The sequence below is a fragment of the Mycetocola sp. Y719 genome (genome assembly GCF_056713205.1).
This window is the reverse complement of record NZ_JBWYGY010000001.1, coordinates 611084-637989: the sequence shown is the minus strand read 5'-3', so window position 1 is coordinate 637989 and position 26906 is coordinate 611084. Positions and strand designations below refer to the sequence as shown.

The window sequence follows — 26906 nt, the reverse complement described above, 5'->3', positions numbered from 1 at the left end:
ATGGCAGATCTGCCGCGCCCACCTCGGGTGGGAGTGATGGGCGGTACCTTCGATCCCATCCACCACGGCCACCTCGTGGCAGCCAGCGAAGTGGCGCAGTCGTTCGACCTCGACGAGGTCCTCTTCGTGCCCACCGGCCAGCCCTGGCACAAGAACGTCGTGACCTCGGCAGAACACCGTTACCTGATGACCGTCATCGCCACGGCATCGAACCCCAGGTTCACCGTCAGCAGGGTCGACGTCGACCGGCAGGGCACGACATATACGATCGACACGCTGCGCGACCTGCACCAGGCGAGGCCGGACGCCGAGCTCTTCTTCATCACCGGTGCGGACGCCATCGAACAGATCCTCAGCTGGAAAGACGTCGAGGAGCTCTGGTCCCTCGCCCATTTCGTGGCTGTGAGTCGTCCGGGACACGCCTTGAGCGTTTCAGGATTGCCGAAGCAGGACGTAAGCTTGTTGGAAGTTCCGGCCCTGGCGATTTCGTCCACAGACTGTCGGAGCCGGGTGAGCCGGGGATTCCCGGTCTGGTATTTGGTTCCCGACGGTGTCGTTCAGTACATCACCAAACACCACCTATATCGGAGTAATGCATGACCCCGCTGCCCGACGAGCAACCGCTCTCTCGTCGCCAGCTGCGTGAGCAGCAGCGAACGACCGAGCCCAGTGCACCCACCGAGACGCGCTCCAGGCGTGTGTCGACGACGTCCCCGGTCGCCGGGGGAGACATTCCTGAGGTCAATCCGGCACCGCCGGAACCGGGCTTGTCGACCGGCGAGGTCGCCGCGCTCGAAGAAGCCGAGGCAGAGGGCAGGCCGCTCACGCGCCGCCAGGCGCGAGACCTCGAGCGCGTGCGAACGGCATCCGTCGGCGTCATCACCCCGGAAAGCCCTGATTCGGATGCCGCGGCGGAACCGGCCGTGAACGAGACCGTCGAGCAGGCGCCTGAGGTCGACACAGGAATCACCGAGGCGACCCAGCCTGCGACCCCACGACAGGGCAGAAAGAACGGCGGCCAGACGACGTCTGTCAGCCGAATGCCTTCGTTCGTACCGTCGTCGGCGCAGAAAGCCGTCGCGGAACCTGAGATCGTCGACGCGGAGGTCGTTCCGGGCGACGACCACGGCCCGGCACAGGAACCGATCGACCTCATTCTCGCCCCTCACCCCGAATCCGCCTTCGGCCCCGCGGTGACAGCGCAGGCGTCGAAGAAGGACGAAGACGCGCCCCAGCTGGCCAGCAACTTCGGACAGGGCGTTCTCGACGGTGTCGCTCCGGCCGAGACGGCAGCGCCGCGCACGGACGAACCGTTCGACCAGATCATCGCACGCGGGCTCGAGGAGGCCGGAAGCGGCGTCAGCACGAGCTCGATCATCCTCCCGATCATGCCCAACTCGCACCCGTTGACCGGCCCGCTCTCGGCGAACGGGAACGTCGTCGTGACCGGTTCCATCGATCTGCCGTCGGGGATGGGATCCAACGGCGGTCATCCCGACCACTTCGACAAGAGCGACATCGATGCGATGTTCGACGCCGAAGACGAGGCTCGCCCTGCCACCGCCGGAACCCCGGTTTCGGCCAGCAAGGCGGTCAGTACCCACACCGCGACGCGTGACGTCATCACGCCTCCGGCTCCAGCGCGCAGCAACAGGCTGCTCCTCATCCTGGCCATCACCGCCGGCGTCCTCGCCGTCGCAGTGCTGGCTGTCATCATCGTCGGTATCGCGGCCGGCGCATTCCAGTCGCGATAATCAACGGAAAGGTATCCATCACGTGACAGCACGCGAATCAACCATCGAGCAGCTCAACATCGCTGCATCAGCAGCCCTGGACAAGAGCGCAGAAGATCTCGTCGCCCTCGACGTGTCAGGGCCACTGCCCTTCGTCGACATCTTCCTCATCGCCACAGGCCGGAGCGAGCGCAACGTCGTCGCCGTCGCCGGTGAGATCGAAGACAAGCTCAACGAGGCCGGACACAAGACCCTCCGCCGTGAAGGACGTTCCGAAGGCCGCTGGATCCTCCTCGATTTCGGTGACCTCGTCGTGCATGTCTTCCACGAGGAAGAGCGCCTGTACTACTCGCTCGAACGCCTCTGGAAGGACTGCCCCGTCGTCCCGATCGCAGTCGCAGCGCCTGCCGTAGCGGAATAGCGACACGGCTCGCCGATCGGCAGTGCCGATTCGTGACCGGGCGAATTTTGTAGTAATCTAATCAGGTTGCTCCGAGAGATCAGAGCAACCGAATGGGTCTGTGGCGCAGCTGGTAGCGCACCTGCATGGCATGCAGGGGGTCAGGGGTTCGAATCCCCTCAGATCCACCAAAAATCCCTCCTGAACAGGCGTTCGGGAGGGATTTCTCATTTTCGGGACGCGCCCTCGCGCTCGAGGGCGGCCTGCAGTCCGTCGAGGATCAGTTCGATGCCGAACTCGAACTCCTTGCCGTAGGCGTAGCCCGGCTGCATGACCAGTTCCCTGCCCATCCGGGAGAGGTTCGGGAACGCCTGCATCCGCTGTGTCTGTTCGAGGATGGCCTCGGTGGCCACGCTGATGTCACCGGCGTCGTCAGTCGGGAGCGACGCCTCCTGCTGGGCGAACCCGTGCACGTACCTGTCGACGAGGGACATCGCATGAGCGGCCAGCGCCATCGAGAACCCTGCGCCGAGCAGGCATCCGATGATGGCGTCGTGCGGGCGCGCGTCGATTGGGTCGTTCGGGCATCCATCTGGCTGATCGCCCACGGATGCCTCGCGAGGACGGAGCGCGCGGAGTCGGCCCTCCTGCGGAGGGCGTCCCGCCAGGGCTCGCCGTCGGTCGGCACAGCCATTTCATCGACAACGCTCTCGACCATGCCGACGAGGAGGTCTTCCTTGCCGGCGACGTGGTAGTACAGCGACATCGCCTCGATCCCGAGCTCGCCGGCCAGCTTGCGCATGCAGAGCGACGGGATGCCGCCGGCGTCGGCCAGTGAGACGGCGACGCGGACGGCACGGTCCCGGGTGACGGGCTCGCGGCCTCTCCGTTCGCGTTTCCAATGCCCCTGTAACCGGCTCATCCACGTGCGACGGCCGGGGAAAATACCGCCGATCCGGTCGTTGAATCCTCCACAAGAAGCTCTTTCGGATGTGTTGTCCACAGGGGCGGTTGTGGGCGGGTTCTGGGGGTGGGAATGTCGGTGGTGGGGTGTTCACTGGTCGTATGAACACCCCGATCACCGGCATATTTCCGACCGATACCCGGCCCGGCGATGTGGGCTGTGCTGAGGACTGCCGGCGTCTGTTCTCGACACTGATCTGAATACATTGGGCCGGGTGACCGGCGACGAGCTGCTGACGTTGATCTCCGATGTCGCCCGGCTGTCGCGGCGGGCGGAAGCGGTGCTGGCGGCCGGCAGTAACGAGGTCGCGATCAGGTCCGAGAAGGCCCGTGGTGCGGCCGGTTTGGCTGCCCGGCATGGGTTCGCCCGGCCGTCGCAACTGGTGGAGCAGGTCACCGGGTTGTCTTCCCGCACCGCGAACCGGTTCGTGAAGGTCGGCGCTTTGACCGGGCAACGGGTGTCCGACACCGGGATGGTGTTGCCGGCGCTGTTCCCCACCGTGGGTGCTGCGCTTTCGGCGGGGTTGATCGGGGCGGAGACCGCTGAGGTGATCACGAAAGCGTTGGAGGAGGCGGCTCCGCGGGCCCAGGTCGAGGATCTGGTCGCCGCGGAGGCCGCGTTGGTGGGGCAGGCGACCGGCGCTGCAATGCCGGGCGGGTTGGCGGTGCCAACGGATTTGATCGCCGCTCAGGCGAGGCTCTGGCGGGACGGCCTCGACCCGGACGGTATCGAGCCCCGCGCCGAGGCGGCGTTCCAGCACCGGGACCTCTGGGTGTCCCGCACCGCCCAGCACGGTGTGGTGCCGTTCGGCGGGAGACTGACCGTGGATGTCGCCGCGAAACTGAATGCGCTGTTCGACGCGATCCTCACCCCCGGTCGGCACCCCAATTCCTCACCGATGCGGAACACGCCGACCGGGAATCACGGAAGGACCCACGAACACCGGGGCAGCAACGCGCGGACGTGTTCGCCGCGATGATCGATTCCCTCGCCCGCTCCGGCGAGATGCCCACGATCTCCGGTGCGGCACCGACGGTACTGGTCACCGTCACAGCGGACACGGTGGCTGAGCAGTCCGGTACAGGACAGGTTGTCGGGGTCAGCGACCCGGTCCCGTACTCGGCGGTGGAGCAGATCCTCTGCGACGGCACTGTCCAACCGGTGTTCCTCGACCCGGGTGGTGGGGTGGCCGGGTTGGCCAGCCCCCAACGCACCTTCACCCGGACGCAGAAACTCACGATCATCGCCCGTGACGGACCCACCTGCCACGAATGCGACATCCCCGCCACCGGCTGTGAAGTGCACCACATCATCCCCTGGTCGGAAGGCGGGAAAACGGTCGTCGAGAACGGGGTGATTCTGTGCTGGTTCCACCACCGGATGATGCACGCCTGCGAATGGACCATGACCGTCGTGGACGGCAACCGGTCACCGTCCCATCAGCCTGGATGACCCGCAAACCCTACCTCCACCCCTGAACGCCCAGCCCGTGGTGAACGGTCATCAGGTCTCGAGACGCCTCGCCGGTTTCTCAGCCGGTTGACCCACGAGCAGCCGGTGGTGCTCCAGCGAGAGGCGACCGGCACCATAATTGCAGCATGCCGTTTGCCGTCCTCGATGACTCCGACCGCTGCCCCTGCCTGAGCGGGGAGACGTACGGCAACTGCTGCGGCCCCTTCCATCACGGAGACTCGAGTGCACCGACGGCCGAGAGGCTTATGCGGTCCCGTTACTCGGCCTACGTCGTCGGCGATGAGGCCTACCTGCTGTCGTCATGGCATCCACGAACCCGTCCGGAGATGGTCGAGCCCGACCCTGACGTGCGCTGGTATTGCCTCGACATCGTCTCGACGCGACGCGGCGGCCTCCTCGACGAGGACGGCATCGTCGAGTTCCGTGCGTTCTTCCGATCCCCGGATGGGCGCGGAGAGCAGCACGAAGTCAGCCGATTCGTCCGCGAGGGTCGGAACTGGCGCTATCTCGACGCGCGGTGAGCGGAAGGTCAGCTGCGAGGGATGACCGTGAGCACGCGCGTGATGAATGTGCGGAACTCCATCATCCAATCCCGCAGGAACTCTTCCGTTCCCTCATTCGTGACCGTGCCGTCCTCGGCGATGAGACCCGGCGTGATCTGGATGTAGGCCTCCGGCGCGTTCATCTGGGGCGAATTGCAGAAGCTCAGCACGCTTCGAAGGCTCTGCTGGGCGACGGCGGTTCCGATCGCACCGACCGATGCGCCGATCACAGCTGACGGTTTGCGAGTGAACGAGTTCTCGCCGTACGGCCTGCTGGCCCAGTCGATGGCGTTCTTCAGGGCTCCGGGGATCGAACGGTTGTACTCGGGAGTGATGAACATGACGGCGTCCACCGAGGCGATGGCTTCTTTGAACTCGCGCGCGACGGGTGGGTAGTCGGCGTCGTAGTCGTAGCTGTACAACGGCAGGTCGCGAATCGGGATCTCGCTCAGGATGAGGTCATCGGGAGCGAGCTTCACCAGCGCACCCGCGAGTTGCCGGTTGATCGACGCCTTCGCGAGACTGCCGATGAAATAGCCGACAGTGTACGGAGGTTCGTGCTCGTGGATGGTGGTCATCGTCATCCTTTCCTCAGAGTCAGCGCCTGGGCCGATGCGGCTCCAGGTCGCGACACGATAAACGCTACGACTCGGTCACAGCGCTGTCGAGGAAATGGGGTGAAAGCGGATGCCGCCCGTCAGCTCGACGCGTCGGGCTCCGCAGGATCGGGGTCTGCGGCATCCGTTCTCCTCCGGTTGAAACGCCTGCGCGCGTCGATGAGCAGGCGGGGGCGTGGGATGCGTATCTCGGTGGGGAGAGTCCAGCCGTACCGGCGCGCAAGCAATGACAGCAGCGCGCCGCTCCCGAGCGCGACGGCCGAACCGAGCGTCGGCATGCCCAGTGAACTCAAGACCACCATCTCCACGCTGGATACCAGTGCGCTCGTGGCGTACAGGGTGTTTCCGCCGAAGATCCGGGGAATCCGCAGCAGCATGACATCGCGAACGGCTCCGCCACCGACAGCGGTCACGATGCCCATCGCGATCGCTGCGAGCCAGCCCAGGTCAGCGTCGAGCGACTTCTGTGCGCCCGTTGCCGCCCAGCAACCGATGGCAAGGGCGTCGAGCAGGATCAGCGAGCGCTGGGACCACCGGCCGCGGAACGGGACGAAGAACGCGATCACGGCTCCGGCGATGGCGATCGCCAGGTACGCAGGGTCTGTGAGGGCAACAGGCGTGCCCTGTTGCAGCAGGGTGTCACGGATGATGCCGCCACCGAGCCCGCTCATCACCGCGAGGATCACGAATCCGACGATGTCGAGCCGAGCGGAGCGGGCCGCGATGCCGCCGAGGATGGCGTTCGCCAGCACACCGGCGAGATCGACGAACCGGAGGACCTGGGTGAAGGTCTCTGCTGTCTGGTCCATCACCGTCCCCAGGGGAATCGTCGCGGTCGCGAAGCTCGGGTGATCGCGTGGTCTCCAGCGTATCGGAGCCACGGTGCCGCTGTGCTGGGGGATACTGGCCTGATGCGTGCCGTCCTGTACGAGTCTTTCGGCTCTGTTCCCCGTGTTGTCGACGTGCCCCGACCGGATGCCGGTGAGGGCGGTGTCCTCATCCAGGTGCTCGCAACCGGACTGTGCCGGAGTGACGTCCACGCGTGGGGCGGACACGACTCCGGTATCACCCTGCCGCACGTGCCCGGCCACGAACTGGTCGGCCGGATCGCTGAGCTGGGCGCCGGAGTCACCGAGCTGCGGATCGGACAGCGGGTGACCGTACCGTTCGTCTGTGCGTGCGGAAGGTGCCCGGAGTGCGAGAGCGGGAACGGGCAGGTGTGCCGCAACCAGACCCAGCCAGGCTTCACCCACTGGGGTTCGTTCGCCGAGTTCGTCGCCATCCGCGACGCCGAGGTGAACGTCATCCCGATCCCCGACACACTCGACCCCGGCGCTGCGGCGATCCTGGGGTGCCGGTTCGCGACGTCCTTCCGGGGACTCGTCGGCCAGGCGAAGGTGCAGCAGGACGAATGGGTCGTCGTCGTCGGTTGCGGTGGCGTCGGGCTGAGCGCTGTCATGATCGGTGCCGCCGTTGGCGCCAGGGTGATCGGCGTCGACATCGCACCGGACGCGCTTGCGCTGGCGACGGCATCCGGCGCGGAACACGTCATCGACTCGAGCGGTCTGTCTGATGACGAGGTCGTCGCGACGGTCCGTGAACTGACCGGAGGGGGAGCGGATGTCTCCGTCGAAGCGCTCGGCAGGGAGAGCACGATCGCGGTCGCAGTCCGCTCGCTCGCCCGACGTGGACGGCACGTCCAGATCGGCCTGCTCGCCCAGGATCCCCGGGTACCGATGAGCGAGATCATCGCCGGCGAGCTGACCGTCCTCGGCAGTCACGGGATGGCTGCCCAGCACTACCCGGCCATGCTCGACATCATCGCGTCAGGGCGGCTCCGGCCAGAAGAGCTCATCACCAGGCGCATCACCCTGGACGAAGCACCTGCGGCGATGATCGACCTCGCGAACGCACGCAACGCCCCTGGGGTGACCCTCATCGTCCCCTGACCGGTCCGCCGCGACATAGGCTGGAAGGATGATCCGGTCCGCACGAACTCGTGGACGACTGCTGCGCCTCTCGGCCGTCGTCGTCCTCTCGGCCGTCGCGCTGACCGGGTGCACGGCGCCGGAGGACCGGCCCGCCCCGAGCCCTGCGCCGACCTCGACGGATCCGGCGCCGACGTCCAGCCGGGCCGCTGAGGCGGCCCAGGTGAAGTTCGACGGGATGACCAGGGAGGAGAAGATCGCGAGTCTCCTCATGCTGCACGTGCCGGGAACGGATGCCACGGCGCTGCGAACGTTCGTCGACACGTACCGGCCCGGCGGGCTGATCTTCATGGGCGACAACATCGGCGGCGGAGTCGACGACACCGCTGCCCTCGCCGCAGGAGTGAGCGCAGATCCTGAATTCCCGCTGCTCATCGGCATCGACCAGGAGGGCGGAGACGTCCGCCGGATCCGCTCGGACGAGTGGCCGTCGTCGCTGACCCTCAAGGATCAACCGGTTGAGGACACCGAGCGCGCCTTCGGACAGCGGTCGCGACTCCTGGCCCGCTCCGGGATCTCCGTGAACTTCGGAATCGTCGCTGACGTCACCGACGATCCGGGTTCATTCATCTACCGTCGGGCCCTCGGCACGACGCCCGAAGCCGCCGGAGACCGAGTCGCTGCGGCCGTCGAGGGAGAGAAGCGCTCGGTCCTCTCCACCCTCAAACACTTCCCCGGCCACGGCGCGGCGCCAGGGGACTCCCACACGAGCGTTCCCACGACGGCGATGAGCCTGGAGCAGTGGGCGGCAGCGGATGCCATCCCGTTCGAGAAGGGGATCGCGGCGGGGGCGCCCATCGTCATGTTCGGGCACCTCGACTACAGCGCGGTCGATCCCCAGCCCGCGTCGCTCTCGCCGGTCTGGCACAAGATCCTCAAGGACACCCTTGGCTTCGACGGCATCACCATCACCGATGACATGCTCATGCTGCGCAACACCGGTCTGGCCGAATACCAGGACCCGTCGGAGAACGCCATCCGTGCGCTTGCTGCGGGCACCACGATGCTTCTCTTCGTCCTGGGCTCCTCCCCGGCTGTCGACGGAGTCGATCCGGCTGCCCTCGTCGCCGACATCGGCGCGGCCGTCGACGCGGGCCGGATCACCGAACAGCAGATCGACGATGCCGCGCTGAAACTCCTGGTTGCGCGGAACGAGACCGCGAGGCTGGGTGAACCCCTTCGCTGACCTGTCGCGAAACGTCATGTTCACGTCGGGGGAATAGGATCCGGAATGCATGCGTTTGCATCATTCATGGCGCAAGCGCGCCGATCCCCGACCTGCCCCTGAAGGAGCACACCACATGACGACTCTGACCGCGACCTCCATCCCCGGCTACAAGGCTGGAACCTGGACCATCGACCCCACCCACAGTGCAGTCGGCTTCAGCATCCGCCACATCATGATCAGCAAGGTGAAGGGCACGTTCGAGAAGTTCTCGGCCACTTTCGTGACCGGTGAGAACCCGCTGGACTCCAGCGTCACGGCATCCGCCGAGGTCGCATCGATCAACACGAACGAACCGAACCGCGATGGCCACCTCCGCACGGGCGACTTCTTCGACGCCGCGACGTACCCGACCATCGACTTCGTTTCGACCGGAGCGCGCCAGGATGGCGACGACTTCAAGGTCGACGGCAACCTGACCATCAAGGGCATCACCAGGCCCGCGACCTTCGACTTCGAGTTCGGCGGCTTCGGCCAGGACCCGTACGGCAACTACAAGGGCGGCGCCACGGCCAAGACCGTGATCAACCGCGAAGACTTCGGGCTGAACTACAACGCGGCCCTCGAGACCGGCGGCGTCCTGCTCGGCGACAAGGTCACCATCACGCTTGAGCTTCAGGCTGTGCACGCGGGCGAATAGTCCTCACCAGCAGAACCCACGAGATCGTCGGAGACCCTCAGTCTCCGACGATCTCGTCGTGTATCCGGCGAAGATCCTCCATCAGTGAGCCGATCAGGAGCCAGTGTTCCGGATGCGGGGTGACGATCGTGAGCGGGGCCGTGAGGATGGGAATCTCCGCCGTCTTGACCGGCGCCTCCGCCGGTACCTCGCCGGCGGGGCGGGCGAGGAGGCGCAGGTCGTGAGCGGCCCTGTTGAGTTCCACAGCGATCGAGTGGATCGACGGCTCGTCGTGGAGGGATTCGTCGTAGCGGTCGTGAAGTGCCCTGGTCATGCCGATGGTGCGCGTCACGATCGGCGAGAGCCGGTTGAGCAGGCTGTGGGTCTCCGTCAGCCGCGTGCGATGCGCACTCTGCCTGGGGTTCAGGGTCAGCGACTCCTCGCCCAGGCGAACGGATGCCTCCGCCGACTCCCGCATCGGCCGCAGGAGCCTGACTTCGATCATGAGCCCGTCGAGCTGCTGCCTGGTCTGCCTGCTGGTCAGGGCGGCGGCCAGCCGCTCGAGACTCGCCGCGAGTTCCGTGGCGAGGAGCGAGACATCCCTTTCGGCGGGCGCGAGAACGACGGGAGGAACGATGAGCACATTGACGATGATGCCGAGCGTCGCACCGATGAGCGTCTCGATGATGCGGTCGAGGGCGTAGCCCGGCGTGGTCGCGCCGAGCACGAGCACGAGCATCGCGCTGATCGGCACCTGATTAGCGGCGGCGGGGGTGAGCTGGAACGCCCAGGCGACGAAGATCGCGATCACGACCGTCAGGAGGATCACCCAGGTCTGGTTGCTGAAGACGAGCCCGATGAGTGACGCGATCAACACACCGGCGATGACGCCGATGCTGCGTTCGAGGGCCTTGCCGAAGGACTGGTTGACACTGGGCTGGACGACGAGCAGTGCGGCGATCGCGGCAAAGACCGGCAGTTCTGTCGGCAGCAGGAGGACGGCGACGAACCAGGCCAGTACGGTGGCGACGGATGTCTTCACCGCCTGGAGCAGAGGCCCCCTGGCCGGCGCGCGCAGTCGCGACGGCAGTCGCAGCGCTCGGAGGCCTCTCACGTCTCCAACGCTACAGCGCGGGGGAGCCCTCGCCCACTGGTGCGAAGGCCAGCTCGGCGGCCTTGCCCTTGAAACGGCCATACCGACGCGCGGCTCCTGAAAGCGCGGAGCGTGCGCTGCTCCCGAGCTCGCCGAACGGGTGCGCGGTGAGCTGGATCGACTTCGGTTTCTCAGCGCGTGACCAGGTGCCGACGACACGCCCTCCGACGACGATCGTCGACTTGAACATGCCGTTGTTGCCGGGGACGATGAGGGGCGAATGGGCGACGGCGAGTGCAGCAGACCTGTCGGTGTATCCGAGCAGGTTCTCATCGAACCCGGGCAGGAGGTGCACCGAACGGGCACCTGGCACCGTGGAGGCGTGGCCTGCGAGCTCCGGAGAGGCGTAATACGTCGTCGTTCCGACCGTGAGTGTGGCCAGCCGGTCTTCGACACGCGCGATCGCCGCCCTGACGTCGGTGAGCGTGAGGTTCGCCCACCAGGCCAGGTCGGCCACGGTGGCCGGTCCGTGCCCGAGGAAGTAGCGCAACGCGACCTCATCGAGGGCGTCGTCTCTGGGTGGTATCTCACGACCGGCGGGTGCCCACTCGTCGAGAAGAACGAACGCCTGCTCCCTGCCGACGAACGGCCCCAGGCAGATCAGGCCGGCATGGGCGATTGCGCCGATCAGATGTGCTCCGCGCTGGCCGGACGTCGACTGGCCCGCTGATTCGAAAGCTGCGAAGAGCTCCTTCCGCACCATCGGGCGGCCCGGCAGGTTCGCGAGCGCGGCATCGGTCGCATCGACGACGTCCCGTGCGTCGATTCCCAGGTCTCTGCGCCGGGTGGCGAACGTGGTCTCGAGCCGATGGCGGGACAACGGCAGGATCAGCCTCAGATCGTCTGGAGTCGACACGTGAAGGGTGCCCCGCATCGGCCAGCTGCGCACGAGCTCCCGCCGATCGAACGCCGACCGCACATCGGCTTCGGTCGCCGCCGGCGTCCGCAGGCCGATCGACCACAGCACGCCCAGGAGGTCCTGGCCCTGCATCGCGGTGAGATGGCTGACGGCACCGAGCGGTCCGTCGGCGGTGGGCTTGTGTACCTCCTGCGCGACGAGCCGGAGACGTGCGATGTCGATGGGGCGTGTTCCTGCCATGGTGCCAGTCTGGCGCGAACGACCGACATCAGACACCCCGGTCCCGACGCCCGGTTCAGGGAGGCGGGTGACGGCGTCGGTGGTCTGCGGCAGGATGAGAGCATGTGCGGACGATTTGCAATGGACAAGGAAACCGACGACCTCATCCGGGAATTCATGGCGGAGACGGGCGGGGAGGCATCCGAATGGACGCCATCATGGAACGTGGCGCCCACCGATCAGGTCCCCGTCGTCCGTGAGCATCACGGCGCCAGGCGGGTCGAGTCCGTTCGATGGGGCATGGTGTCGCCCGGCTCTCCGACCTTCGGCGGCGGCAAGCCGGTCATCAACGCGAGGATCGAGACGGTGGCCACCAACGGACTCTTCAAAGGAGCATTCGCCTCGTCGCGGTGCATCGTCAGCGCCGCCGGCTACTACGAGTGGCAACTGACAGAGACGGGTAAACAGCCGTACTTCATCCACCACGCGGGCACGGACATCGCCATGGCCGGCATCGTCCGCGCCTGGGCCGACCGCTCAAAGGCGCCCGATGACCCCGACCGCTGGCGGTTGTCGATGGCGATCATCACGCGTGACGCGCACGTCGCACCCGGGGAGGTCCACGATCGGATGCCCGCCTGTCTGACCCCGGATGCCTACGATGCCTGGCTCGGCTCTGATCTGACCCCGGATGGCGCCATCGAGCTGCTCGACTCGACGTCGTTCGAAGTCGCGCACGATTTCGGGTATTACCCGGTTTCGAAGGCGGTCAACAGCGTCAAGAACAACGGACCACAGCTGATCGACTCGATCGACCTCGGTTAGACGAGGTCGAGCTTGTCGAGCTGTTCCAGGAGGCCCGCTCCGTCAGGAGCGTAGATCCACGGGGCCGTCTCCTGGCCGTGCTCCTCGGCCTTGGAGCGACCACCGGCGAGTACAGCCTCGCCCGGAGACAGCTGGCGGATCGCAACGGCGGCTACACTCCCGGGGAATTCGTCGGCGAACTCGCCGTAGATCTCCACGTCATGTTGGCCGTCATCCCCGACGAGGAGCCAGCGAACGTCGGGGAACTCGGCAGCCAGTCGGCGGAGATTGTCCGCCTTGTGCTCACGCCCGCTGCGGAAGAGGCGATCGTGGGTGGGGCCCCAGTCCGTCAGCAGCAGCGCTCCTGCCGGGTAGAGGTGCCGCGAGAGGAACCGGGAGAGGGTCGGCGCGACGTTCCACGCACCGGTGGAGAGGTAGATCATCGGCGCTCCTGCGTGACGTTGCATCAGCCGTTCGAGCAACACGGCCATGCCGGGTACCGGTGTCCTGGCGTGCTCGTCGAGGACGAAAGTGTTCCAGGCGGCGAGGAGCGGGCGGGGGAGTGCCGTGACCATGACGGTGTCGTCGATGTCTGAGATGACACCGAGCCGCACAGACGGGTCCGCGATGAAGATGTTGGCGACGACGGGGCGGGAGTTCTCGCTCTGCAGCGTGATCTGCTGCCAGCCGGGTGTCAGCGCGACGCTGATCTCGGCGTCGACGACACCGCCGCGATCAGCGTGGACGACATGGGTTTCGCCGCCGACGACGATCGTCACGTCGGCGTGGACGACGGGGATGCTCGTGAAGCTGCGCCAGCCGCGGACCCTCTGGACGGGGGCGGCGGCCGGGGTGGCGTCCGGCCGGGTCAGGAGCACGCGGGCGAGCACGCGTACCAGTGTGGTGGATCCGTAGCCGGTGTACGGGATGACCGTGGCAGTGAGACCGCGCTTACGGCCCCGTCGTGCCCGCCAGTCGAGGAACGCATCGTCGATGCGGGCGGCCCGGTGCAGAGTGAGGGTCTTCTTGGACGCGCCGGGTCCTGGCTGCTCGCGTGTTCGCATTCAGCCAGTCTCCCATGCCGCGGTTGCTACGAAGCGACCTCGTCCTCGTCGGCGGCTCTGGTGCCGGAATCTTCCGTGCTGTGCATGTGGCGTTCCTGGCTCCGGTGCAGCACCTTTTTGACCACAAGGATGAGAACGAGGAACGCGGCGATGATGCCGACAAAGATGTAGCCGGCGTAGTGAAGCTGATCGGCGAGTTCACGGTAGGTACCCGCCGCAGCCGATCCGACGGACACATAGGTCACCGCCCAGATGATGCAGGCGGGGATGGTCCAGGAGATGAACTTGCGGTAGCTCATCGTGCTCATTCCGACCGTCAGGGGAATGAGGGAGTGGAGCACGGGAAGGAACCGCGAGATGAAGACCGCGATTCCGCCGCGGCGATCGAGATAGTTCTCCGCCCTGGCCCAGTGCGCGGGGCCGATCCACATCCCGAGCCTGCTGTCCCTGATCCTCGGGCCGAAGAATCGACCGAGCGCGAACCCGATGCTCTCCCCGATGAGAGCGCCGATCACCACGACGACGACGAGTGATGCGAACTGCAGTGGGCCCTCGACAGCGGTGCTCGCCACGATGACGACCGTGTCGCCCGGAACGATGAGCCCGACGAGGACGGATGTCTCCAGCATGATCGCGAACCCTGCCAGGGCGGTGCGGAGCACCGGGTCGACGCTCTGAACGAGGTCGAGGATCCAGCTGAGTGTCTCGTTCACGCGACTGAGCCTAGGCGAATCAGATGATGACGAGAAGGAGGGTGGGCACGAGAAGAAGCGCTACGGAACAGGTGAGGACGGTGATCCGCGCGGCTGCGGAGAGTGGCGGGGCGCTGACCATGAGTCTCTGCACCCGTCGGCCGGCGAACCCCGGCGCGCTGTCTCCCGCGTGCAGGTGCTCGAGCGTGGACTCGTCCGGTCGGTCTGTTCCCTCCGAGGCGACGAGGGCGATGGCCGTGGCGAGCGTCTCGTCGTCGACCACTCGGCGTGCCTGATCGTCGGCGAGCATCTCGACCAGGAGCCCGACGGCATTCTCGGCACGGTTGGCGATCGGGAACCAGGGCAGGGCGCTGTGCCAGGACTTGAATGCGACCAGGACCAGGTGATGCTGCTGGCGGAGGTGCGCACGCTCGTGAGCGATCACCGCCTGCAGCTGCTGTGGGTCAAGAAGGGTGATGAGTCCTTCGGAGAGCACGGTGACGGAGCGGGTGACGCCGGGCAGGCAGTAGGCGACAGGCGCCGGGTGGTCAAGCACCCTGGTGCCCGGCCGGTCAGGCATCGGCGCGCTCAACAGGTTGATCAGGGAGAGGTGCCGACTGCGCTGGCGCTGGGTCCGAGCGATGGTCAGCCCGAGGTTGAGGAGGAGGTGCCCGGCAAGAAGCACCGCAAGGCATAACGCGAAGATGTGGGCCAGATTCGCCGTCTCGGGCAGGGTCCCGGCGAAGAAGTGGCTGATGAGCGATGACAATCCGCCGAAGAGGTTCTCGCCGAACGGGATGAGCCCGTACGTGACGAGGGAACCGATCATCGAGAGTCCGCCGGCCAGGGCGATGGACTGCCAGAGGACGAGCGCGGTCCCCGGCGCCCTGTCCGGCCACTCCGCTCGAGCGAGGAGCAGCGGAACGGGCCACGCCAGCAGTACGGCGAGGGACGCGAGTACCACCGAGGCGAACAACATCACCTTCGGAGTTTACTGTCGGGTGCCTGCCTCTCGTCCGCCGCTGGTCGAACTGCCCAGGAGGGCACGCAGCGTCTCGGCCTCGTCGGCGGACACCTGCCCGATGAATCGCGCGAGAGCGGCTTCCCGGTCGGGAGCGCTCCCGAGTACCTCGTGCATGAGGCCGGCGGTATGTTCCGCCCGCGTCGTGACCGAGCGGTAGAGGTGGGGCCTCGACGACCGGTCGCGGGACACGAACGACTTGGCTTCGAGGCGGGAGAGAACGGTGAGGACCGTCGTGACGGCGACCTCGCGCGCGCCCGCCCGATCGGATGCGTCGAGTCGCTCCTTGAGGTCGTTGGCGCTGAGCGCGCCGTCCGTGCTCCAGAGAACGTCCATCACCGCACGTTCGAGATCTCCCAGTGTTGCCATGCGTCAACGATACCGCGACGTCGAGACATCTTCTACGAAACGTAGAAAAATGTTCTACGTGACGTAGAAATGGGCCATAGACTCGAAACACGACGTTTCTACACGGTGTAGAAATTCGCTGTGGAGGTGACGTGAACGAGCTACTCGACCCGCTGCTGCTTTCTCGCTGGCAGTTCGGCTTGACGACGATCTACCATTTCCTCTTCGTTCCCATCACCATCGGAATGGCGCTCACGGTGGCCATCTTCCAGACGGCGTGGGTCCGCACAGGAAAAGCCCACTACCTCCAGCTCACCCACTTCTTCGGCAAGATCTTCCTCATCAACTTCGCCATGGGTGTCGTCACCGGGATCGTCCAGGAGTTCCAGTTCGGCATGAACTGGTCCGACTACTCCCGATTCGTCGGTGACGTGTTCGGCGCCCCGCTTGCGTTCGAAGGACTCCTCGCGTTCTTCCTCGAGGCGACGTTCATCGGCCTGTGGATCTTCGGCTGGAACAAGCTCCCTGAGAAACTCCACCTCGCGACGATCTGGATCGTGGCGACCGGGAGCATCCTCTCGGCGTATTTCATCATCGCCGCGAACGCGTTCATGCAGAACCCGGTGGCGTTCAGGATCAATGAGGAGAAGGGGCGTGCAGAGCTCACTAGCATCGTCGAGCTGCTGACAAACCCCGTCGCCCTCGCCGCCTTCCCTCACACGATCTTCGCCTGTTTCATGGTGTCGTCCGGGCTCATCATCACGGTGGCTGCCTGGCACCTCTCGCGCAACCAGCATCTGGAGACGATGCGCCCAGCCCTGAAGTTCGGCCTCTGGGGAATGGTCGTGTCAGGCGCCCTCACCACGCTCGCGGGCGACCAGCTCAGCCTGGCCATGGTCGCGACACAGCCGATGAAGATGGCGGCGGCCGAGGCCATGTACAACACGTCGACAGGAGCAGCGGCATCCTTCTCGATCTTCACCCTCGGAACCCCTGACGGTGTGCACGAACTGTTCTCCATCCGAATCCCATACCTGCTCTCGTTCCTGTCGACCCACACCTTCGACGGAACGGTCGAAGGAATCAACAACCTGCAGGCGCAGTACGTCACGCTCTACGGACCTGGCGACTACACGCCGATCGTATGGGTCACCTACTGGTCGTTCCGCTGGATGATCGGCCTGGGGCTGCTGCACATCTTCGTTGCCGTCGTCGGGCTCTGGCTCACCCGCAAGGGTCGGATGCCGCGCAACACGTGGGTGTGGAAGGCCGCGATCTGGTCGTTCCCGCTCTCGCTCGGTGCCATGATCGTCGGCTGGACATTCACCGAGATGGGCCGCCAGCCCTGGCTCGTCTTCGGCCTCCTCAAAACCGAGGATGGCGTGTCACCCGGTGTTACCGGCGTCGAGGTGCTCATCTCGCTCGTGGTCTTCACCCTGCTCTACGGGTCGCTCGCCGTCGTCGAATTCGGGCTGATCAAGAAGGCGGCGCAAAAAGGGCCGGACGACGTTCCGGCGACCGATGAAGAAACCGGCAAACCCGTCGTCCACACGACGGTCTACTAGGAGCACATCATGGACCTCGGAACTCTCTGGTTCGCCATCATCGCGTTCCTCTTCGTCGGCTACTTCGTGCTCGACGGCTTCGACTTCGGCGTCGGGATGAACCTGCCGTTCCTGTCGAAGGACGACACGGACCGGCGCGTGCTCATCAACACGATCGGGCCGGTCTGGGACCTCAACGAGACCTGGCTCATCGTCGCCGGCGCCTCGCTGTTCGCGGCGTTCCCCGAGTGGTACGCCACCCTGTTCAGCGGGTTCTACCTGCCGTTGCTCCTCATCCTCGTTGCGCTCATCCTTCGCGGGGTGTCGTTCGAGTACCGGCACCAGCGACCCGGCCTCGAGTGGAAGCGCGGCTTCGACCGGATGATCGTGATCGGGTCAGCAGTTCCCGCACTGCTCTGGGGTGTCGCCTTCGCGAACATCGTCCAGGGTGTGCCGCTCGACGAAGGACACAATTACATCGGGACATTCTTCGACCTGCTCAACCCGTACGCCCTGCTCGGCGGGCTCACGACGCTGCTGCTGTTCTTCACGCACGGTGCCCTCTTCATCGCCCTGAAGACCGAGGACGAGATCCGTGCCAGGGCCAGGAAGCTGGCATCCAGCGCCGGAGTGGTGACGATCCTCGTCGCCGCGGTCTTCCTCGCCTGGACCGTGCTGGCGTTCGGGACCGTCCCCGCGGCGATCCTCGCAGTGCTGGCCGCAGTCGCACTGGTGAGTTCGTTCGTCGCCAACCTCCGCGGTGCGGAAGGGGTCGCCTTCGGCCTGATGGCTGCAACGATCGCGCTGGCCGTCCTGACCCTCTTCGCCTCGCTCTTCCCCGAGGTGATGCCCGCCAGCAACAACCCGGCCAACAGCCTCACCATCGAGAACGCGTCGTCGAGCCCGTACACGCTCCAGGTGATGAGCTGGACGGCGCTGATCTTTCTGCCGCTGATCCTCGCCTACCAGGCCTGGACCTACTGGATCTTCCGCAAGCGCGTCACCCGCGGGCACATCGAGGTCGGCGCCGGTGCCGCGCACTAGCCTGTAATCGTGCGTCCCCTCGACCCCCGTCTCCTCCGATACGCGGTCAGCGCACGCTGGTTCCTCGTCGGCGGCGCTGCGATCGGCGTCGCGACGACGGCGTGCATCATCGCCTTCGCGTGGCTGCTCACCGCGTGCATCACCGGGGCGATCGCCGGGCAAGGCCTCGATGAGCTCATGCCGCAGGTCGGTGCCCTCGTCGTCGTCATCGTGGTGCGGGCGTGTCTCGTCCACGCCCAGGGACTTCTCGCCGCCAACGGGGCGGCCCGGGTGAAGAGCGAACTGCGTCTCTCCGTGCTCGCCGCAGTACGACGGCTCGGGCCGGCGTGGCTCGCCCGCCGCAGCGACGCCAGGATCGTCACGCTGCTGGGCCGGGGTATGGACGCCCTCGACGACTACTTCTCCAAGTACCTGCCCCAACTGCTCCTCACGGTGATCGTCACCCCCGTCATCGTCGGCGTGATCCTGCTCCAGGATGTCGTCTCCGCCGTCTTCATCGTCGTCACGCTGCCGCTCATCCCGGTCTTCATGGTCCTCATCGGGTGGGCCACCCAGGCCGTGCAGCGCCGGCAGTGGAGCGTCCTCGGCGACCTCTCGACCAGGTTCGTCGACATGCTCGGCGGACTCGCCACACTCAAGATCTTCGGCAGGCAGCACCGTCAGATCGACCGGATGCGGACGATCACCCGGGAGTACCGCGTTGAGACCATGCGGGTCCTCCGGGTGTCGTTCCTCTCCGGGTTCGTTCTCGAACTCGCCGCCAGCCTCTCGGTCGCGCTCGTCGCGGTGTCCATCGGGCTGCGTCTCGTCGACGGTTCGATGGACCTCTCCGTCGGGCTCTTCGTCCTCCTCCTGGCGCCGGAAGCGTTCCTGCCGCTTCGCCAGGTCGGAGCCAACTTCCACGCGGCCGCCGAGGGAGTCGCCGCCGCCGACGACGCCTTCGCCATCCTCGATGACGACCGACTCGGCACGGGTGTGGACACCGCGACCGAAGGCTCGGGGGAGGCGATCGTTCCGGCATCCGGGCCGCTGAGTCTCGCCGACGTCTCCGTCGATTACGGCGACGGGCCGGTGGCGCTGCCGGTGTCCGCGAGTTTCGCCGCTGGTACCGTGACGGTGCTCGCAGGGCCGAGCGGTGCAGGCAAGTCGAGCCTGCTGGCCGCAGTCTCAGGGTTTGCGCCGCATTCGGGCGTCGTCCGGGTCGGCGACCAGGTCGTCGCGCCGCACGCGACCGAGAGGGAATGGCTCGCATGGACCGGGCAACGACCCTCGCTCGTGGCCGGCACCGTCGCGTCGAACGTCGCACTCGGGACAGCGCTCGTCGACCGCGACCTCGTCAGGGAAGCCCTCGACCTTGCGGGGGCACCGGACATCGCGCTGGACACGCCCGTCGGTGTTGCCGGATCGGGCCTCTCCGGGGGGCAGTCTCAGCGCGTCGCGGTCGCCAGGGCGATCCACCGCACCCTCGCCAGTGGCTGCGCCGTGCTCATGCTCGACGAACCGAGCTCGGCGCTGGACCACGGGACCGAGCAGCGACTCGTCTCCGGGCTCCGTGCCGTAGCCGGGCGCGGGGTCGCCGTCGTGGTGGTGAGCCACAGGACGGCGGTCATCGAGGCGGCGGATGCCGTCGTCCCCGTCCTCGCCACGAGCACGGTGGTGACGAGATGACCGGACTGCGTGATCACACCGCCGTGCTCCGCACGGCGCAACCACGATCGGCCGGCTGGCTCACCGGAGTGGCCTTCGGCATCCTCGCGGCGCTGTCGACTGTCGCTCTGCTCGCAACGAGTGCCTACCTGATCACCCGCGCGGCGGAGCAGCCCCCGATTCTGTACCTGTCGATGGCCGTTGTCGGTGTCCGTGCGTTCGCGCTCGGACGGGCCGTCTTCCGGTACCTGGAACGCCTCGCCAGCCACGATGCGGCGTTCCGCCAGCTGGAAGTTGTCCGCGTCGACCTCCTTCGCCGACTTCTCCCGCTCGCGCCGGACGGGTTGGGCGCGAAGAAGAGGGGGTCGCTGCTGTCCGCACTCGTCTCCGACGTCGACGAACTCCAGAACCTGCCCCTCCGGGTCGTGCAACCCCTCCTGACGTCGCTCGGCGTCGCGGCGATCGCGGTCTGGGTCGTCGCGCTGATCTCGCCGGTCGCTGCAGTCGGGCTTGCCGTCTGCCTGATCGCTGCCACCGTTGTCGGCGGGCTTGCTGCCGGCAGGGTCGCTGCAGCCGCCGAGCGGTCCATCGCACCGCACAGGGGTGCGCTGGTGGATGCCCTGCTGGACTACCTCGGCAGCCTCGACGTCCTCATCGCCTACGGCGCAGAAGAGGAGGCACGGCAGCGCGTGACACGGGCGGATGCGGCACTCACCCGGGCGCTGACGCGACGGGCAGGTGGCGCAGGCCTGGCAGCTGCAGTCCTCTCGCTCTTCGGCGGTCTTGCCGTCGTCTGGGCGCTGCTCGCGGGAATCCCGGCTCTGGCGACTCCGGGCGAGAGCGGAATCGACGGACCGGCACTCGCCGTCATCGTCCTTGTGCCGCTCGCCGTGTTCGAGATCATCGCGGCGGTACCGCTTGCGGTCGGCGCGTGGCGGCAGGTCCGTTCGAGCGCTGAGCGGATCACCGTGCTCGCGCCGTCGACCCCTCCCGCTGAGCTCTCCAACAACCCCGGCGGAGAACCACTGAACCCGGACCCTCACGCTCCGGCCATCGATCTCACCGACGTCGCCGTGCGCTGGCCCGGTCAGACCGAGCCCGCGCTTCTCGTTCCGCGACTCACCGTCCGTCGGGGAGAGCGCGTGCTGATCGAGGGAGCCAGTGGCTCGGGCAAGACAACGCTCGCTCACGTGCTCGTGCGGTTCCTCGCACACGACGGCAGCTATCTGCTCGGTGGACAGGAGGTCGGTGCGATTGGAGACGACGCCGTGAGGACGATCGTCGGGCTCTGTGAACAGACCCCGTATCTGTTCGACGAGAGCGTCAGGCAGAACCTGCTCTTCGCCCGCGACACCGCGACGGACGACGACCTGCTCGAGGTGCTCGCCCGGGTCGGGCTCTCCGGCTGGCTGGCCGACCGGGGCGGACTCGACTCTCGCGTCGGTGAACGAGGCGCGCTCGTCTCTGGCGGGCAGGCGCAGCGCATCGCCCTGGCCAGGGCACTGCTGCGCGACTTCCCGGTGATCGTGTTCGACGAACCGACTGCGAACGTCGAAGCGGACCTGGCCGGCTCGCTGCTGGACGACCTGCTCGCGGCGAGCGGCGATCGGACGGTCATTCTCATCTCGCACGAAGACGTGCCGCGAGGACTGGCCGACCGCCGCGTGCGCGTGGCAGACGGCATCCTCTCGGAGCAGCCCGCGGATTGACCCGCGACGGCACGGGTGAGGCGATCTCCCGACCGGGTGCGGTAGAAAGAAGCATCATGACAGATGACGGTGGACGAACCGACGGACTGCGGGCCCGCAAGCTCGCTGCCACGCGCGCCGCGATCGAGCGGACGGCGATCCGCCTCGCGCTCGAGCACGGTTACGACAACGTCACCGTCGAGATGATCTGCGATGCGAGCATGGTCTCGCCGCGCACATTCTTCAACTACTTCGGGTCGAAGGAAGGCGTCATCCTCGGCCCTGCGCCGTCGATGACGACGGAAGAGGATGCGCACGCGTTCGTCCACGCGGGTAGCGGCGACATCGTTCTTGACCTCGTCACCGCGATGGCTGCTCCCATCATCGATGACCAGGACACGGATCTCCTCCGGTCGCGCTTCATCATCATCACCAACACCCCTGAACTCCTCGGCAAACAGATGGAGTGGATGACCGCGCAGGAGAACCAGCTGGTCGAACTCGTGCTCGACCGGTTCCGCAGCGCGGGGCGCCCCGTCGACGAACTGCGGGACGAGGCCGGAATGGTGGTCGCGCTCGCATTCACCGCGCTGCGCTACACCCTGCAGAGGATCTTCGCCGAGCACGATCCAGGCCGGGTCGAACCGCCGTCGCGGTCGGCACGCGAGACGCTGAGCCACGCCACGGAGCTGATCTCGGTGATCGTGAAGGGCTCAGCCGACTGAGTCCCGTTCCGGATCCCCGCCGTCCGATTGTTCGCAGATGACGACGGGGATGTTCCGGGCGGTCCGGCGCCGATATCCGTCGTAGCCGGGATAGGCGGACACGATCTGCGGCCACAGCTGGGCCTTCTCTTCCTCGGATGCCGTCCGTGCGGTGAATCGCAGCGTCTCGCCTCTGATCGACAGTTCGACGTCAGGGTTCGCGCTGAGATTCGCGTACCACTCCGGGTTGCGGTCGTCCCCGCCCTTGGACGCCACCAGGACGTAGCGCCCGCCGCTGTGCACGGGAGAGGTGAGCATCGTGGACCGGCGACGCCCGGAACTGCGGCCGGTCGTGTGCAGTTCGACGACGAGCATGGGGCCGACGCTCCAGCCGAGCCGGCCGCGGGAAAGAGCGAGAATGCCACGGTGAACAATGTTCATCGCACGCATCCCCGCGTCCGTCATCCTCGTCCTGAAGCTCATGACCGCAGTGTAGGAGTACAGGCTGGACGAGGGCCCCGCGACCACCCGGTCAGCCCGCCCGCCGTGAACGCCAGAGCAGCCACACGAAGTACGGTGCGCCCACGAGGGCGGTGAGAAGCCCCGCCGGGAGCTGCGCCGGCGCGATGACGGTCCGGCCGAGCGTGTCGGCGACGCCGACGAGGATCGCGCCGAGAAGGGCTGCGGTGGGAAGGACGAGTCGATGGCGTCCACCCACCAGCGCCCGCGCAGCGTGCGGAGCCACCAGCCCGACGAATCCGATCACACCGACGGCGGCGACCGCTGTCGCCGCGAGCACGACGCTGATGGACAGCAGGAGGAGACGGGTCCTGCCGAGACGGATGCCGAGCAGCCGCGGGGTGTCGTCGTCCTGCGCGAGGATGTCGAGTTCACGATCGACCACGGCCAGCAGCGGGATCGAAACGACCAACGCGACGCCGAGAGGCACGAGTTGCGGCAGCGTTCTCCCGTAGGTGGAGCCGGACAGCCAGGTGAGCGCCTTCGCGCCGTTGTACGGGTCTGTCGAGATGATCACCATGCTCACCAGGGCGGCAGCTCCTGCAGACACACCGATTCCGATGAGGATCAGCCGCTGGCTGTTGAGCCCGCCGGAGGCCGCCAGGCCGAAGACGAGCGCCGATGCGAGCGCCGCACCGGTCAGCCCGCCCGCCGTCACCAGCCAGAAACTCGCGACAGGTGCGAGGGTGATGACGATGACCGCGCCGAGTCCTGCGCCTCCCGTGACCCCGATGATGCCGGGCTCGGCGAGGGGATTCCTGGCGACGGCCTGCACGATCGTTCCTGACAGCGCTAAGGCCGCTCCGGCGAGCACGGCGGCGAGAACGCGGGGGAGCCTGGTGTCCATCACGAAACTGACGACAGGACCCGATTGCCCGGTCAGCCAGTTGAGGATGTCACCAGCGAGCAGTTTCGTGTCACCGAGCATCAGCGAGACCACGGAGACGAGGGCGAGAGCAACCGTGAGCGCGACGAGGATCCAGCGTCGGGTGCGCGCGGACGTCGTCCTGCCCTGTGCGCCGCTCTGGGTCTGGGTTCCCGCTCTCGCATCGCCGGTGCGACGGGCGAGGATCACGAGGAAGACGGCACCGAACAGGGAGGTCACGACCCCGGTCGGGACATCGACGCCGGCTTGCCCGCCGAACACGAGGCGCAGCAGGACATCGGCACCCAGGACGACGATGACCCCCATCAGCGCTGAGGCGGGGATGAGCAGCAGGTGGCGCTGCAGGCCGGGGACCCGTGCGGCGATCAGACGGATGATCGCGGGAGCGGCCAGGCCGACGAATCCGATCGGTCCGGCGACCGTCACTGCGGCCGCCGAGAGGAGGACGGCGAGCAGCACGGCGACGAGTTGGGTGTTGCGCACTCGCAGACCGAGGACGGATGCCGCATCCTCTCCGAGCGAGAGGACGTCTAGCCTGGACGCGAGGATGAGGAGGCCGGCCACTCCGACGGCGACGACCGGACCGAACCTGGAGACGGCGTCGACGCCTGTCTGCGCGAGCGAGCCGGCACTCCACGCGTACATCCCCGTGGTCTCCTCGGTGAAAAGCAGGATGAGGACCGTGGTGAGGGCTGTCAGGGCCAGGGCGATCGCAGACCCGGCGAGGACCAGCCGAACAGTGCCGCTGCCGCCTCCAGCGGACAGGCCGAGGACGAGTGCCGCAGCGGCCAGGCCACCGGCGAACGCCACGAGTCCCTGCGCCAGCAACGGGAGTGTCACGCCGAGGGCCGCTGTGCTGACGATCGCCAGATACGCGCCTGCGTTGACGGCAAGCGTATCGGGGGAGGCGAGGACGTTCCTGGCGACCGTCTGCATGACGACGCCGGCGACACCCAGCGCCACACCGACGAGAAGCCCGGCGAGAAGCCGGGGGAGCCGTGAGGAGACGAGCACGGCTCCGGCCTGGTCGTCGCCCGACCCGCCCAGGAGTCTGAGAAGGTCGAGCCCGCCGACTCCCGCGGTTCCCTGCGTGAGGTGCACGACGGCGAGGACGATCGCTGTGGCGAGCCCCGTGGCGAAGAGCGCACCGAGTCGGAACCATCGGCTCCGCGCGACGCCCGGCCCCTGTACGGGCCGGGCGGTCGCCGGAGGGCTACTCAGTGACTGCTGCAACGACCGCGTCGATGTAGTCGTTCATGGACGAAGGACCGCCGAACATCCAGATACCGTCGGCGAGACGGTGGACGTTGCCACTCTTCACGAACGGGAGAGAGGTCCACACGGCGTTGTCTGCGAGTTCTTCACCGTATGCATCGACTCCGCCGCCGGCGATGTAGAGGAAGTGGACGTTCCCGAGCGACGTGAGTCCTTCGACGTCGGTGGAACCGAGTCCGTAGTCCTTGTCGCCCTCACCGGTCCAGGCGTTGACGAGGCCGAGTTCCTCCGTGACAGCGGAGAGCAGCGCGCCTTCGGCGAACGGACGGATCGAGACCTGGCCTCCTGCGGCCCACGAGTCTGACATGACGAACTCGTCGCCATCCACCCCTGCCTCGGTCAGCGCCGCAGCGGCTTCGTCGACCTTCGCGTCGAACCCGGCGAGAAGCTCATCGGCCTTGTCTTCCGTGCCCGTTGCGGCGGCGATGTTGGTGAGGTTCTTCTCCATCTGGCCGATCGGGTTGGACGCGTCCGCTCCGCGAACGACGAGGACGGGAGCAAACTCCTCGATCTGGGCGATGGCGCTTTCCGAGAGGTCAGATGTCGTCACGACGAGGTCGGGCGCGAGTCCGGCGATGGAGTCGATGCTCGGTTCCCCGCGCATTCCGACATCCGTCACCGACTCGTCCAGGGACTCCGACTTCACCCAGGTGCCGTATCCATCGACGTCCGCGACGCCGACCGGCATCACTCCGAGCGCGACGAGATTCTCGGCCGTGTTCCACTCCAGCGCGACGACCTCGGTCGCGGGCTCGCTGAGGGAGATCTTCTCGCCGCGGTCGTCGGTGACGGTGATGGTCGTCGCGGTGTCCTTCTGGCTCGCAGGTGCTTCCGTCGTTCCGCAGCCCGCGAGGAGCAGGGCCGCCGCTGCTGCGGAGGCGATGAGGGGGAGTGGGCGCGTGGTCATGCGTGTCCTTTGCTGGGTGATGGCAGGCTGAAGCCGTGCCGGTGAGGCGACCGGGTGGTCAGGCGACGACGGTGGTGCTGGTGTGATCGGTGCGGGCGGGGACTTCGGATGCGACGCTGTGGCGGCTGCGCGCGTGGGTGCGGATCCGGCCGCTCACGACGTCGACGTCGACGCGGATGCCGTACACGGAGCTGAGGAGTTCGGTTTCGAAGACGTCACGCGGAGTTCCTGTCGCCCGCACCTGCCCCGATTCAAGGAGAACGACGGTGTCGGCGATCGCGGCAGCCTGGTCGAGATCATGCAGAACGACCCCGATCGTCACGTCGTGGACGACGGCGAGGTCCTTGATCAGGTCGAGCAGCTCCACCTGATAGCGCAGGTCGAGGTAGGTCGTGGGTTCGTCGAGCAGCAATACCTCTGTGTCCTGGGCAAGGCACCCGGCCAGCCACACACGTTGCAACTGCCCCCCGGAAAGCCGGTCGACGGGGCGGTCGGCGAATGACGCGATTCCAGTGAGTTCCATCGCCCGTTCGACCACGTCGGAGCCGTGTTCGTCGCCGCGATTCCAGCGCCCGCGGTGGGGGTGGCGCCCGAATTCGACGACCTCGCGCACGCTGAGCCCGGCCGGCGTCGGCCGGGTCTGTGCCAGGAGGGTGACCCTGCGGGCGAATTCGCGCTTGCCGATGCCGCTGGCGTCGAAACCCGAATCGGCGGAGGTCGTCACGGCGGGATCCGCATCGGGAGCTCCGAGGTACACGCGTCCGCCGTCGATCGGATGGAGCCGGGCGAGCGCCCGAAGCAGGGTCGACTTTCCGCTGCCGTTCGGCCCGACGAGGGCGGTGATCCGCCCCGGCTCCAGGGCGAGCGTCGCACCGTGGACAACGGGCGAGCCGTTGTACGAGAGGGTGAGGTCGAGACCGAGCATGTCGACACTCTATAGGTAAGCCTTACCTAAGTGAAAGTTCGCCCGA

At 66.9% G+C, this 26906-nt stretch carries 28 protein-coding genes, 1 tRNA gene and 1 pseudogene; 17 read left to right on the top strand and 13 right to left on the bottom strand.

Going from position 1 to position 26906, the window contains the following annotated elements; genetic code table 11:
* The 4 genes from nadD (at window position 1) to AC1M0F_RS02905 (ending at window position 2324) form a co-directional block, all read left to right on the top strand.
* Window positions 1–600 (top strand): nicotinate-nucleotide adenylyltransferase, encoded by a 600-nt coding sequence (gene nadD / locus AC1M0F_RS02920; RefSeq protein ID WP_480236698.1) that lies wholly within the window; start codon window positions 1–3, stop codon window positions 598–600.
* Window positions 597–1754, top strand: coding sequence for a hypothetical protein (locus AC1M0F_RS02915; RefSeq protein ID WP_480236697.1), 1158 nt, complete (start codon window positions 597–599; stop codon window positions 1752–1754). The genes nadD and AC1M0F_RS02915 overlap by 4 nt, the downstream gene beginning before the upstream one ends.
* 22 nt (window positions 1755–1776) lie before the next feature.
* Window positions 1777–2154 carry a ribosome silencing factor gene (gene rsfS, locus AC1M0F_RS02910; protein WP_480236696.1) on the top strand — a complete coding sequence of 126 codons (378 nt, stop codon included), beginning with the start codon at window positions 1777–1779 and terminating at the stop codon, window positions 2152–2154.
* Window positions 2155–2248: 94 nt separating this feature from the next.
* Window positions 2249–2324, top strand: a tRNA-Ala gene (locus AC1M0F_RS02905).
* A 36-nt stretch (window positions 2325–2360) separates the two neighbouring features.
* Here AC1M0F_RS02905 and AC1M0F_RS02900 read toward each other — a convergent pair.
* On the bottom strand, window positions 2361–2741 hold the full coding sequence (locus AC1M0F_RS02900; protein WP_480236695.1) for a TetR/AcrR family transcriptional regulator C-terminal domain-containing protein: 381 nt from the start codon (window positions 2739–2741) through the stop codon (window positions 2361–2363).
* Between the two features lie 2 nt (window positions 2742–2743).
* On the opposite strand from AC1M0F_RS02900, the gene AC1M0F_RS02895 reads away from it, so the two are divergent.
* The 4 genes and pseudogenes from AC1M0F_RS02895 to AC1M0F_RS02880 all read left to right on the top strand — a co-directional run bounded on the left by AC1M0F_RS02895 (window position 2744) and on the right by AC1M0F_RS02880 (window position 5091).
* The gene (locus tag AC1M0F_RS02895) at window positions 2744–2971 is read left to right on the top strand and encodes a hypothetical protein (protein WP_480236694.1); all 228 of its coding nucleotides are present in this window, start codon (window positions 2744–2746) and stop codon (window positions 2969–2971) included.
* A 340-nt stretch (window positions 2972–3311) separates the two neighbouring features.
* Window positions 3312–4291, top strand: a pseudogene (locus AC1M0F_RS02890) (DUF222 domain-containing protein); the annotation flags it as partial.
* On the top strand, window positions 4283–4549 hold the full coding sequence (locus AC1M0F_RS02885; RefSeq protein WP_480237352.1) for an HNH endonuclease: 267 nt from the start codon (window positions 4283–4285) through the stop codon (window positions 4547–4549). The pseudogene AC1M0F_RS02890 and the gene AC1M0F_RS02885, both read left to right, overlap by 9 nt.
* 146 nt (window positions 4550–4695) lie before the next feature.
* A complete protein-coding gene (locus AC1M0F_RS02880) occupies window positions 4696–5091 on the top strand; it encodes a YchJ family protein (RefSeq protein ID WP_480236693.1) in 396 nt (131 codons plus the stop codon).
* An 8-nt stretch (window positions 5092–5099) separates the two neighbouring features.
* Here the strand turns inward: AC1M0F_RS02880 and AC1M0F_RS02875 are convergent, their stop codons facing one another.
* Both AC1M0F_RS02875 and AC1M0F_RS02870 read right to left on the bottom strand, forming a co-directional pair.
* Window positions 5100–5690 carry an NADPH-dependent FMN reductase gene (locus AC1M0F_RS02875; RefSeq protein WP_480236692.1) on the bottom strand — a complete coding sequence of 197 codons (591 nt, stop codon included), beginning with the start codon at window positions 5688–5690 and terminating at the stop codon, window positions 5100–5102.
* A gap of 119 nt (window positions 5691–5809) precedes the next feature.
* Complete coding sequence (locus AC1M0F_RS02870; protein ID WP_480236691.1) at window positions 5810–6538, bottom strand: trimeric intracellular cation channel family protein; 729 nt, start codon at window positions 6536–6538, stop codon at window positions 5810–5812.
* A 102-nt stretch (window positions 6539–6640) separates the two neighbouring features.
* Here AC1M0F_RS02870 and AC1M0F_RS02865 point away from each other — a divergent pair, with 102 nt between their 5' ends.
* The 3 genes from AC1M0F_RS02865 (at window position 6641) to AC1M0F_RS02855 (ending at window position 9582) form a co-directional block, all read left to right on the top strand.
* Window positions 6641–7678 carry a zinc-binding dehydrogenase gene (locus tag AC1M0F_RS02865; RefSeq protein ID WP_480236690.1) on the top strand — a complete coding sequence of 346 codons (1038 nt, stop codon included), beginning with the start codon at window positions 6641–6643 and terminating at the stop codon, window positions 7676–7678.
* Between the two features lie 28 nt (window positions 7679–7706).
* Window positions 7707–8903: a glycoside hydrolase family 3 N-terminal domain-containing protein gene (locus AC1M0F_RS02860; protein ID WP_480236689.1), complete on the top strand. Its 1197-nt coding sequence runs from the start codon at window positions 7707–7709 to the stop codon at window positions 8901–8903.
* 115 nt (window positions 8904–9018) lie between these two features.
* Window positions 9019–9582, top strand: a complete 564-nt coding sequence (locus tag AC1M0F_RS02855) for a YceI family protein (protein WP_480236688.1) — start codon at window positions 9019–9021, stop codon at window positions 9580–9582.
* A 37-nt stretch (window positions 9583–9619) separates the two neighbouring features.
* On the opposite strand, the gene AC1M0F_RS02850 is transcribed toward AC1M0F_RS02855, so the two are convergent.
* Entirely contained in the window at window positions 9620–10675 is a 1056-nt protein-coding gene (locus tag AC1M0F_RS02850; RefSeq protein WP_480236687.1) for an FUSC family protein, read from the bottom strand.
* A 10-nt stretch (window positions 10676–10685) separates the two neighbouring features.
* On the bottom strand, window positions 10686–11813 hold the full coding sequence (locus AC1M0F_RS02845) for a winged helix DNA-binding domain-containing protein (protein WP_480236686.1): 1128 nt from the start codon (window positions 11811–11813) through the stop codon (window positions 10686–10688).
* A gap of 102 nt (window positions 11814–11915) precedes the next feature.
* Between AC1M0F_RS02845 and AC1M0F_RS02840 the strand changes: the two genes are divergently transcribed.
* Window positions 11916–12617, top strand: coding sequence for an SOS response-associated peptidase (locus tag AC1M0F_RS02840; RefSeq protein WP_480236685.1), 702 nt, complete (start codon window positions 11916–11918; stop codon window positions 12615–12617).
* On the opposite strand, the gene AC1M0F_RS02835 is transcribed toward AC1M0F_RS02840, so the two are convergent.
* Genes AC1M0F_RS02835 through AC1M0F_RS02820 form a run of 4 tightly spaced genes read right to left on the bottom strand, consistent with a single transcriptional unit; the run spans window position 12614 to window position 15742 of the window.
* A complete protein-coding gene (locus tag AC1M0F_RS02835; protein ID WP_480236684.1) occupies window positions 12614–13660 on the bottom strand; it encodes an App1 family protein in 1047 nt (348 codons plus the stop codon). The genes AC1M0F_RS02840 and AC1M0F_RS02835 overlap by 4 nt on opposite strands.
* 26 nt (window positions 13661–13686) lie before the next feature.
* Window positions 13687–14373 (bottom strand): DedA family protein, encoded by a 687-nt coding sequence (locus tag AC1M0F_RS02830; protein ID WP_480236683.1) that lies wholly within the window; start codon window positions 14371–14373, stop codon window positions 13687–13689.
* A 19-nt stretch (window positions 14374–14392) separates the two neighbouring features.
* The gene (locus AC1M0F_RS02825) at window positions 14393–15331 is read right to left on the bottom strand and encodes a M56 family metallopeptidase (RefSeq protein ID WP_480237351.1); all 939 of its coding nucleotides are present in this window, start codon (window positions 15329–15331) and stop codon (window positions 14393–14395) included.
* A 12-nt stretch (window positions 15332–15343) separates the two neighbouring features.
* On the bottom strand, window positions 15344–15742 hold the full coding sequence (locus AC1M0F_RS02820) for a BlaI/MecI/CopY family transcriptional regulator (protein WP_480236682.1): 399 nt from the start codon (window positions 15740–15742) through the stop codon (window positions 15344–15346).
* 131 nt (window positions 15743–15873) lie between these two features.
* Here AC1M0F_RS02820 and AC1M0F_RS02815 point away from each other — a divergent pair, with 131 nt between their 5' ends.
* The 5 genes from AC1M0F_RS02815 to AC1M0F_RS02795 are packed head-to-tail and all read left to right on the top strand — an operon-like array spanning window position 15874 to window position 22369.
* Window positions 15874–17286: a cytochrome ubiquinol oxidase subunit I gene (locus AC1M0F_RS02815; RefSeq protein ID WP_480236681.1), complete on the top strand. Its 1413-nt coding sequence runs from the start codon at window positions 15874–15876 to the stop codon at window positions 17284–17286.
* Between the two features lie 9 nt (window positions 17287–17295).
* Window positions 17296–18309, top strand: coding sequence for a cytochrome d ubiquinol oxidase subunit II (cydB, locus tag AC1M0F_RS02810; RefSeq protein ID WP_480236680.1), 1014 nt, complete (start codon window positions 17296–17298; stop codon window positions 18307–18309).
* Between the two features lie 9 nt (window positions 18310–18318).
* Entirely contained in the window at window positions 18319–19977 is a 1659-nt protein-coding gene (gene cydD, locus AC1M0F_RS02805) for a thiol reductant ABC exporter subunit CydD (protein WP_480236679.1), read from the top strand.
* Window positions 19974–21665 (top strand): thiol reductant ABC exporter subunit CydC, encoded by a 1692-nt coding sequence (cydC, locus tag AC1M0F_RS02800; RefSeq protein ID WP_480236678.1) that lies wholly within the window; start codon window positions 19974–19976, stop codon window positions 21663–21665. The genes cydD and cydC overlap by 4 nt, the downstream gene beginning before the upstream one ends.
* A gap of 56 nt (window positions 21666–21721) precedes the next feature.
* Window positions 21722–22369, top strand: coding sequence for a TetR/AcrR family transcriptional regulator (locus tag AC1M0F_RS02795; RefSeq protein WP_480236677.1), 648 nt, complete (start codon window positions 21722–21724; stop codon window positions 22367–22369).
* Here the strand turns inward: AC1M0F_RS02795 and AC1M0F_RS02790 are convergent.
* From AC1M0F_RS02790 to AC1M0F_RS02775, 4 genes are read right to left on the bottom strand one after another with little or no spacing between them, the layout of a single operon-like run.
* Window positions 22358–22831 (bottom strand): nitroreductase/quinone reductase family protein, encoded by a 474-nt coding sequence (locus AC1M0F_RS02790; RefSeq protein ID WP_480236676.1) that lies wholly within the window; start codon window positions 22829–22831, stop codon window positions 22358–22360. The two genes, AC1M0F_RS02795 and AC1M0F_RS02790, sit on opposite strands and share 12 nt — an antisense overlap.
* A gap of 49 nt (window positions 22832–22880) precedes the next feature.
* Complete coding sequence (locus AC1M0F_RS02785; protein WP_480236675.1) at window positions 22881–24986, bottom strand: iron ABC transporter permease; 2106 nt, start codon at window positions 24984–24986, stop codon at window positions 22881–22883.
* The gene (locus AC1M0F_RS02780) at window positions 24967–25935 is read right to left on the bottom strand and encodes an iron-siderophore ABC transporter substrate-binding protein (RefSeq protein ID WP_480236674.1); all 969 of its coding nucleotides are present in this window, start codon (window positions 25933–25935) and stop codon (window positions 24967–24969) included. Before AC1M0F_RS02780 ends, AC1M0F_RS02785 begins: the two co-directional genes overlap by 20 nt.
* A 58-nt stretch (window positions 25936–25993) precedes the next feature.
* Window positions 25994–26860, bottom strand: coding sequence for an ABC transporter ATP-binding protein (locus AC1M0F_RS02775; protein WP_480236673.1), 867 nt, complete (start codon window positions 26858–26860; stop codon window positions 25994–25996).
* Window positions 26861–26906: the final 46 nt, after the last annotated feature.

Coding starts and splice junctions, on each gene's coding strand:
- nadD (WP_480236698.1), top strand. CDS start 1: ATGGCAGATCTGCCGCGCCCACCTCGGGTGGGAGTGATGGGCGGTACC.
- AC1M0F_RS02915 (WP_480236697.1), top strand. CDS start 597: ATGACCCCGCTGCCCGACGAGCAACCGCTCTCTCGTCGCCAGCTGCGT.
- AC1M0F_RS02895 (WP_480236694.1), top strand. CDS start 2,744: ATGCCTCGCGAGGACGGAGCGCGCGGAGTCGGCCCTCCTGCGGAGGGC.
- AC1M0F_RS02880 (WP_480236693.1), top strand. CDS start 4,696: ATGCCGTTTGCCGTCCTCGATGACTCCGACCGCTGCCCCTGCCTGAGC.
- AC1M0F_RS02875 (WP_480236692.1), bottom strand. CDS start 5,690: ATGACCACCATCCACGAGCACGAACCTCCGTACACTGTCGGCTATTTC.
- AC1M0F_RS02870 (WP_480236691.1), bottom strand. CDS start 6,538: ATGGACCAGACAGCAGAGACCTTCACCCAGGTCCTCCGGTTCGTCGAT.
- AC1M0F_RS02865 (WP_480236690.1), top strand. CDS start 6,641: ATGCGTGCCGTCCTGTACGAGTCTTTCGGCTCTGTTCCCCGTGTTGTC.
- AC1M0F_RS02860 (WP_480236689.1), top strand. CDS start 7,707: ATGATCCGGTCCGCACGAACTCGTGGACGACTGCTGCGCCTCTCGGCC.
- AC1M0F_RS02855 (WP_480236688.1), top strand. CDS start 9,019: ATGACGACTCTGACCGCGACCTCCATCCCCGGCTACAAGGCTGGAACC.
- AC1M0F_RS02845 (WP_480236686.1), bottom strand. CDS start 11,813: ATGGCAGGAACACGCCCCATCGACATCGCACGTCTCCGGCTCGTCGCG.
- AC1M0F_RS02840 (WP_480236685.1), top strand. CDS start 11,916: ATGTGCGGACGATTTGCAATGGACAAGGAAACCGACGACCTCATCCGG.
- AC1M0F_RS02835 (WP_480236684.1), bottom strand. CDS start 13,660: ATGCGAACACGCGAGCAGCCAGGACCCGGCGCGTCCAAGAAGACCCTC.
- AC1M0F_RS02825 (WP_480237351.1), bottom strand. CDS start 15,331: ATGTTGTTCGCCTCGGTGGTACTCGCGTCCCTCGCCGTACTGCTGGCG.
- AC1M0F_RS02820 (WP_480236682.1), bottom strand. CDS start 15,742: ATGGCAACACTGGGAGATCTCGAACGTGCGGTGATGGACGTTCTCTGG.
- cydB (WP_480236680.1), top strand. CDS start 17,296: ATGGACCTCGGAACTCTCTGGTTCGCCATCATCGCGTTCCTCTTCGTC.
- cydC (WP_480236678.1), top strand. CDS start 19,974: ATGACCGGACTGCGTGATCACACCGCCGTGCTCCGCACGGCGCAACCA.
- AC1M0F_RS02795 (WP_480236677.1), top strand. CDS start 21,722: ATGACAGATGACGGTGGACGAACCGACGGACTGCGGGCCCGCAAGCTC.
- AC1M0F_RS02790 (WP_480236676.1), bottom strand. CDS start 22,831: ATGAGCTTCAGGACGAGGATGACGGACGCGGGGATGCGTGCGATGAAC.
- AC1M0F_RS02780 (WP_480236674.1), bottom strand. CDS start 25,935: ATGACCACGCGCCCACTCCCCCTCATCGCCTCCGCAGCAGCGGCGGCC.
- AC1M0F_RS02775 (WP_480236673.1), bottom strand. CDS start 26,860: ATGCTCGGTCTCGACCTCACCCTCTCGTACAACGGCTCGCCCGTTGTC.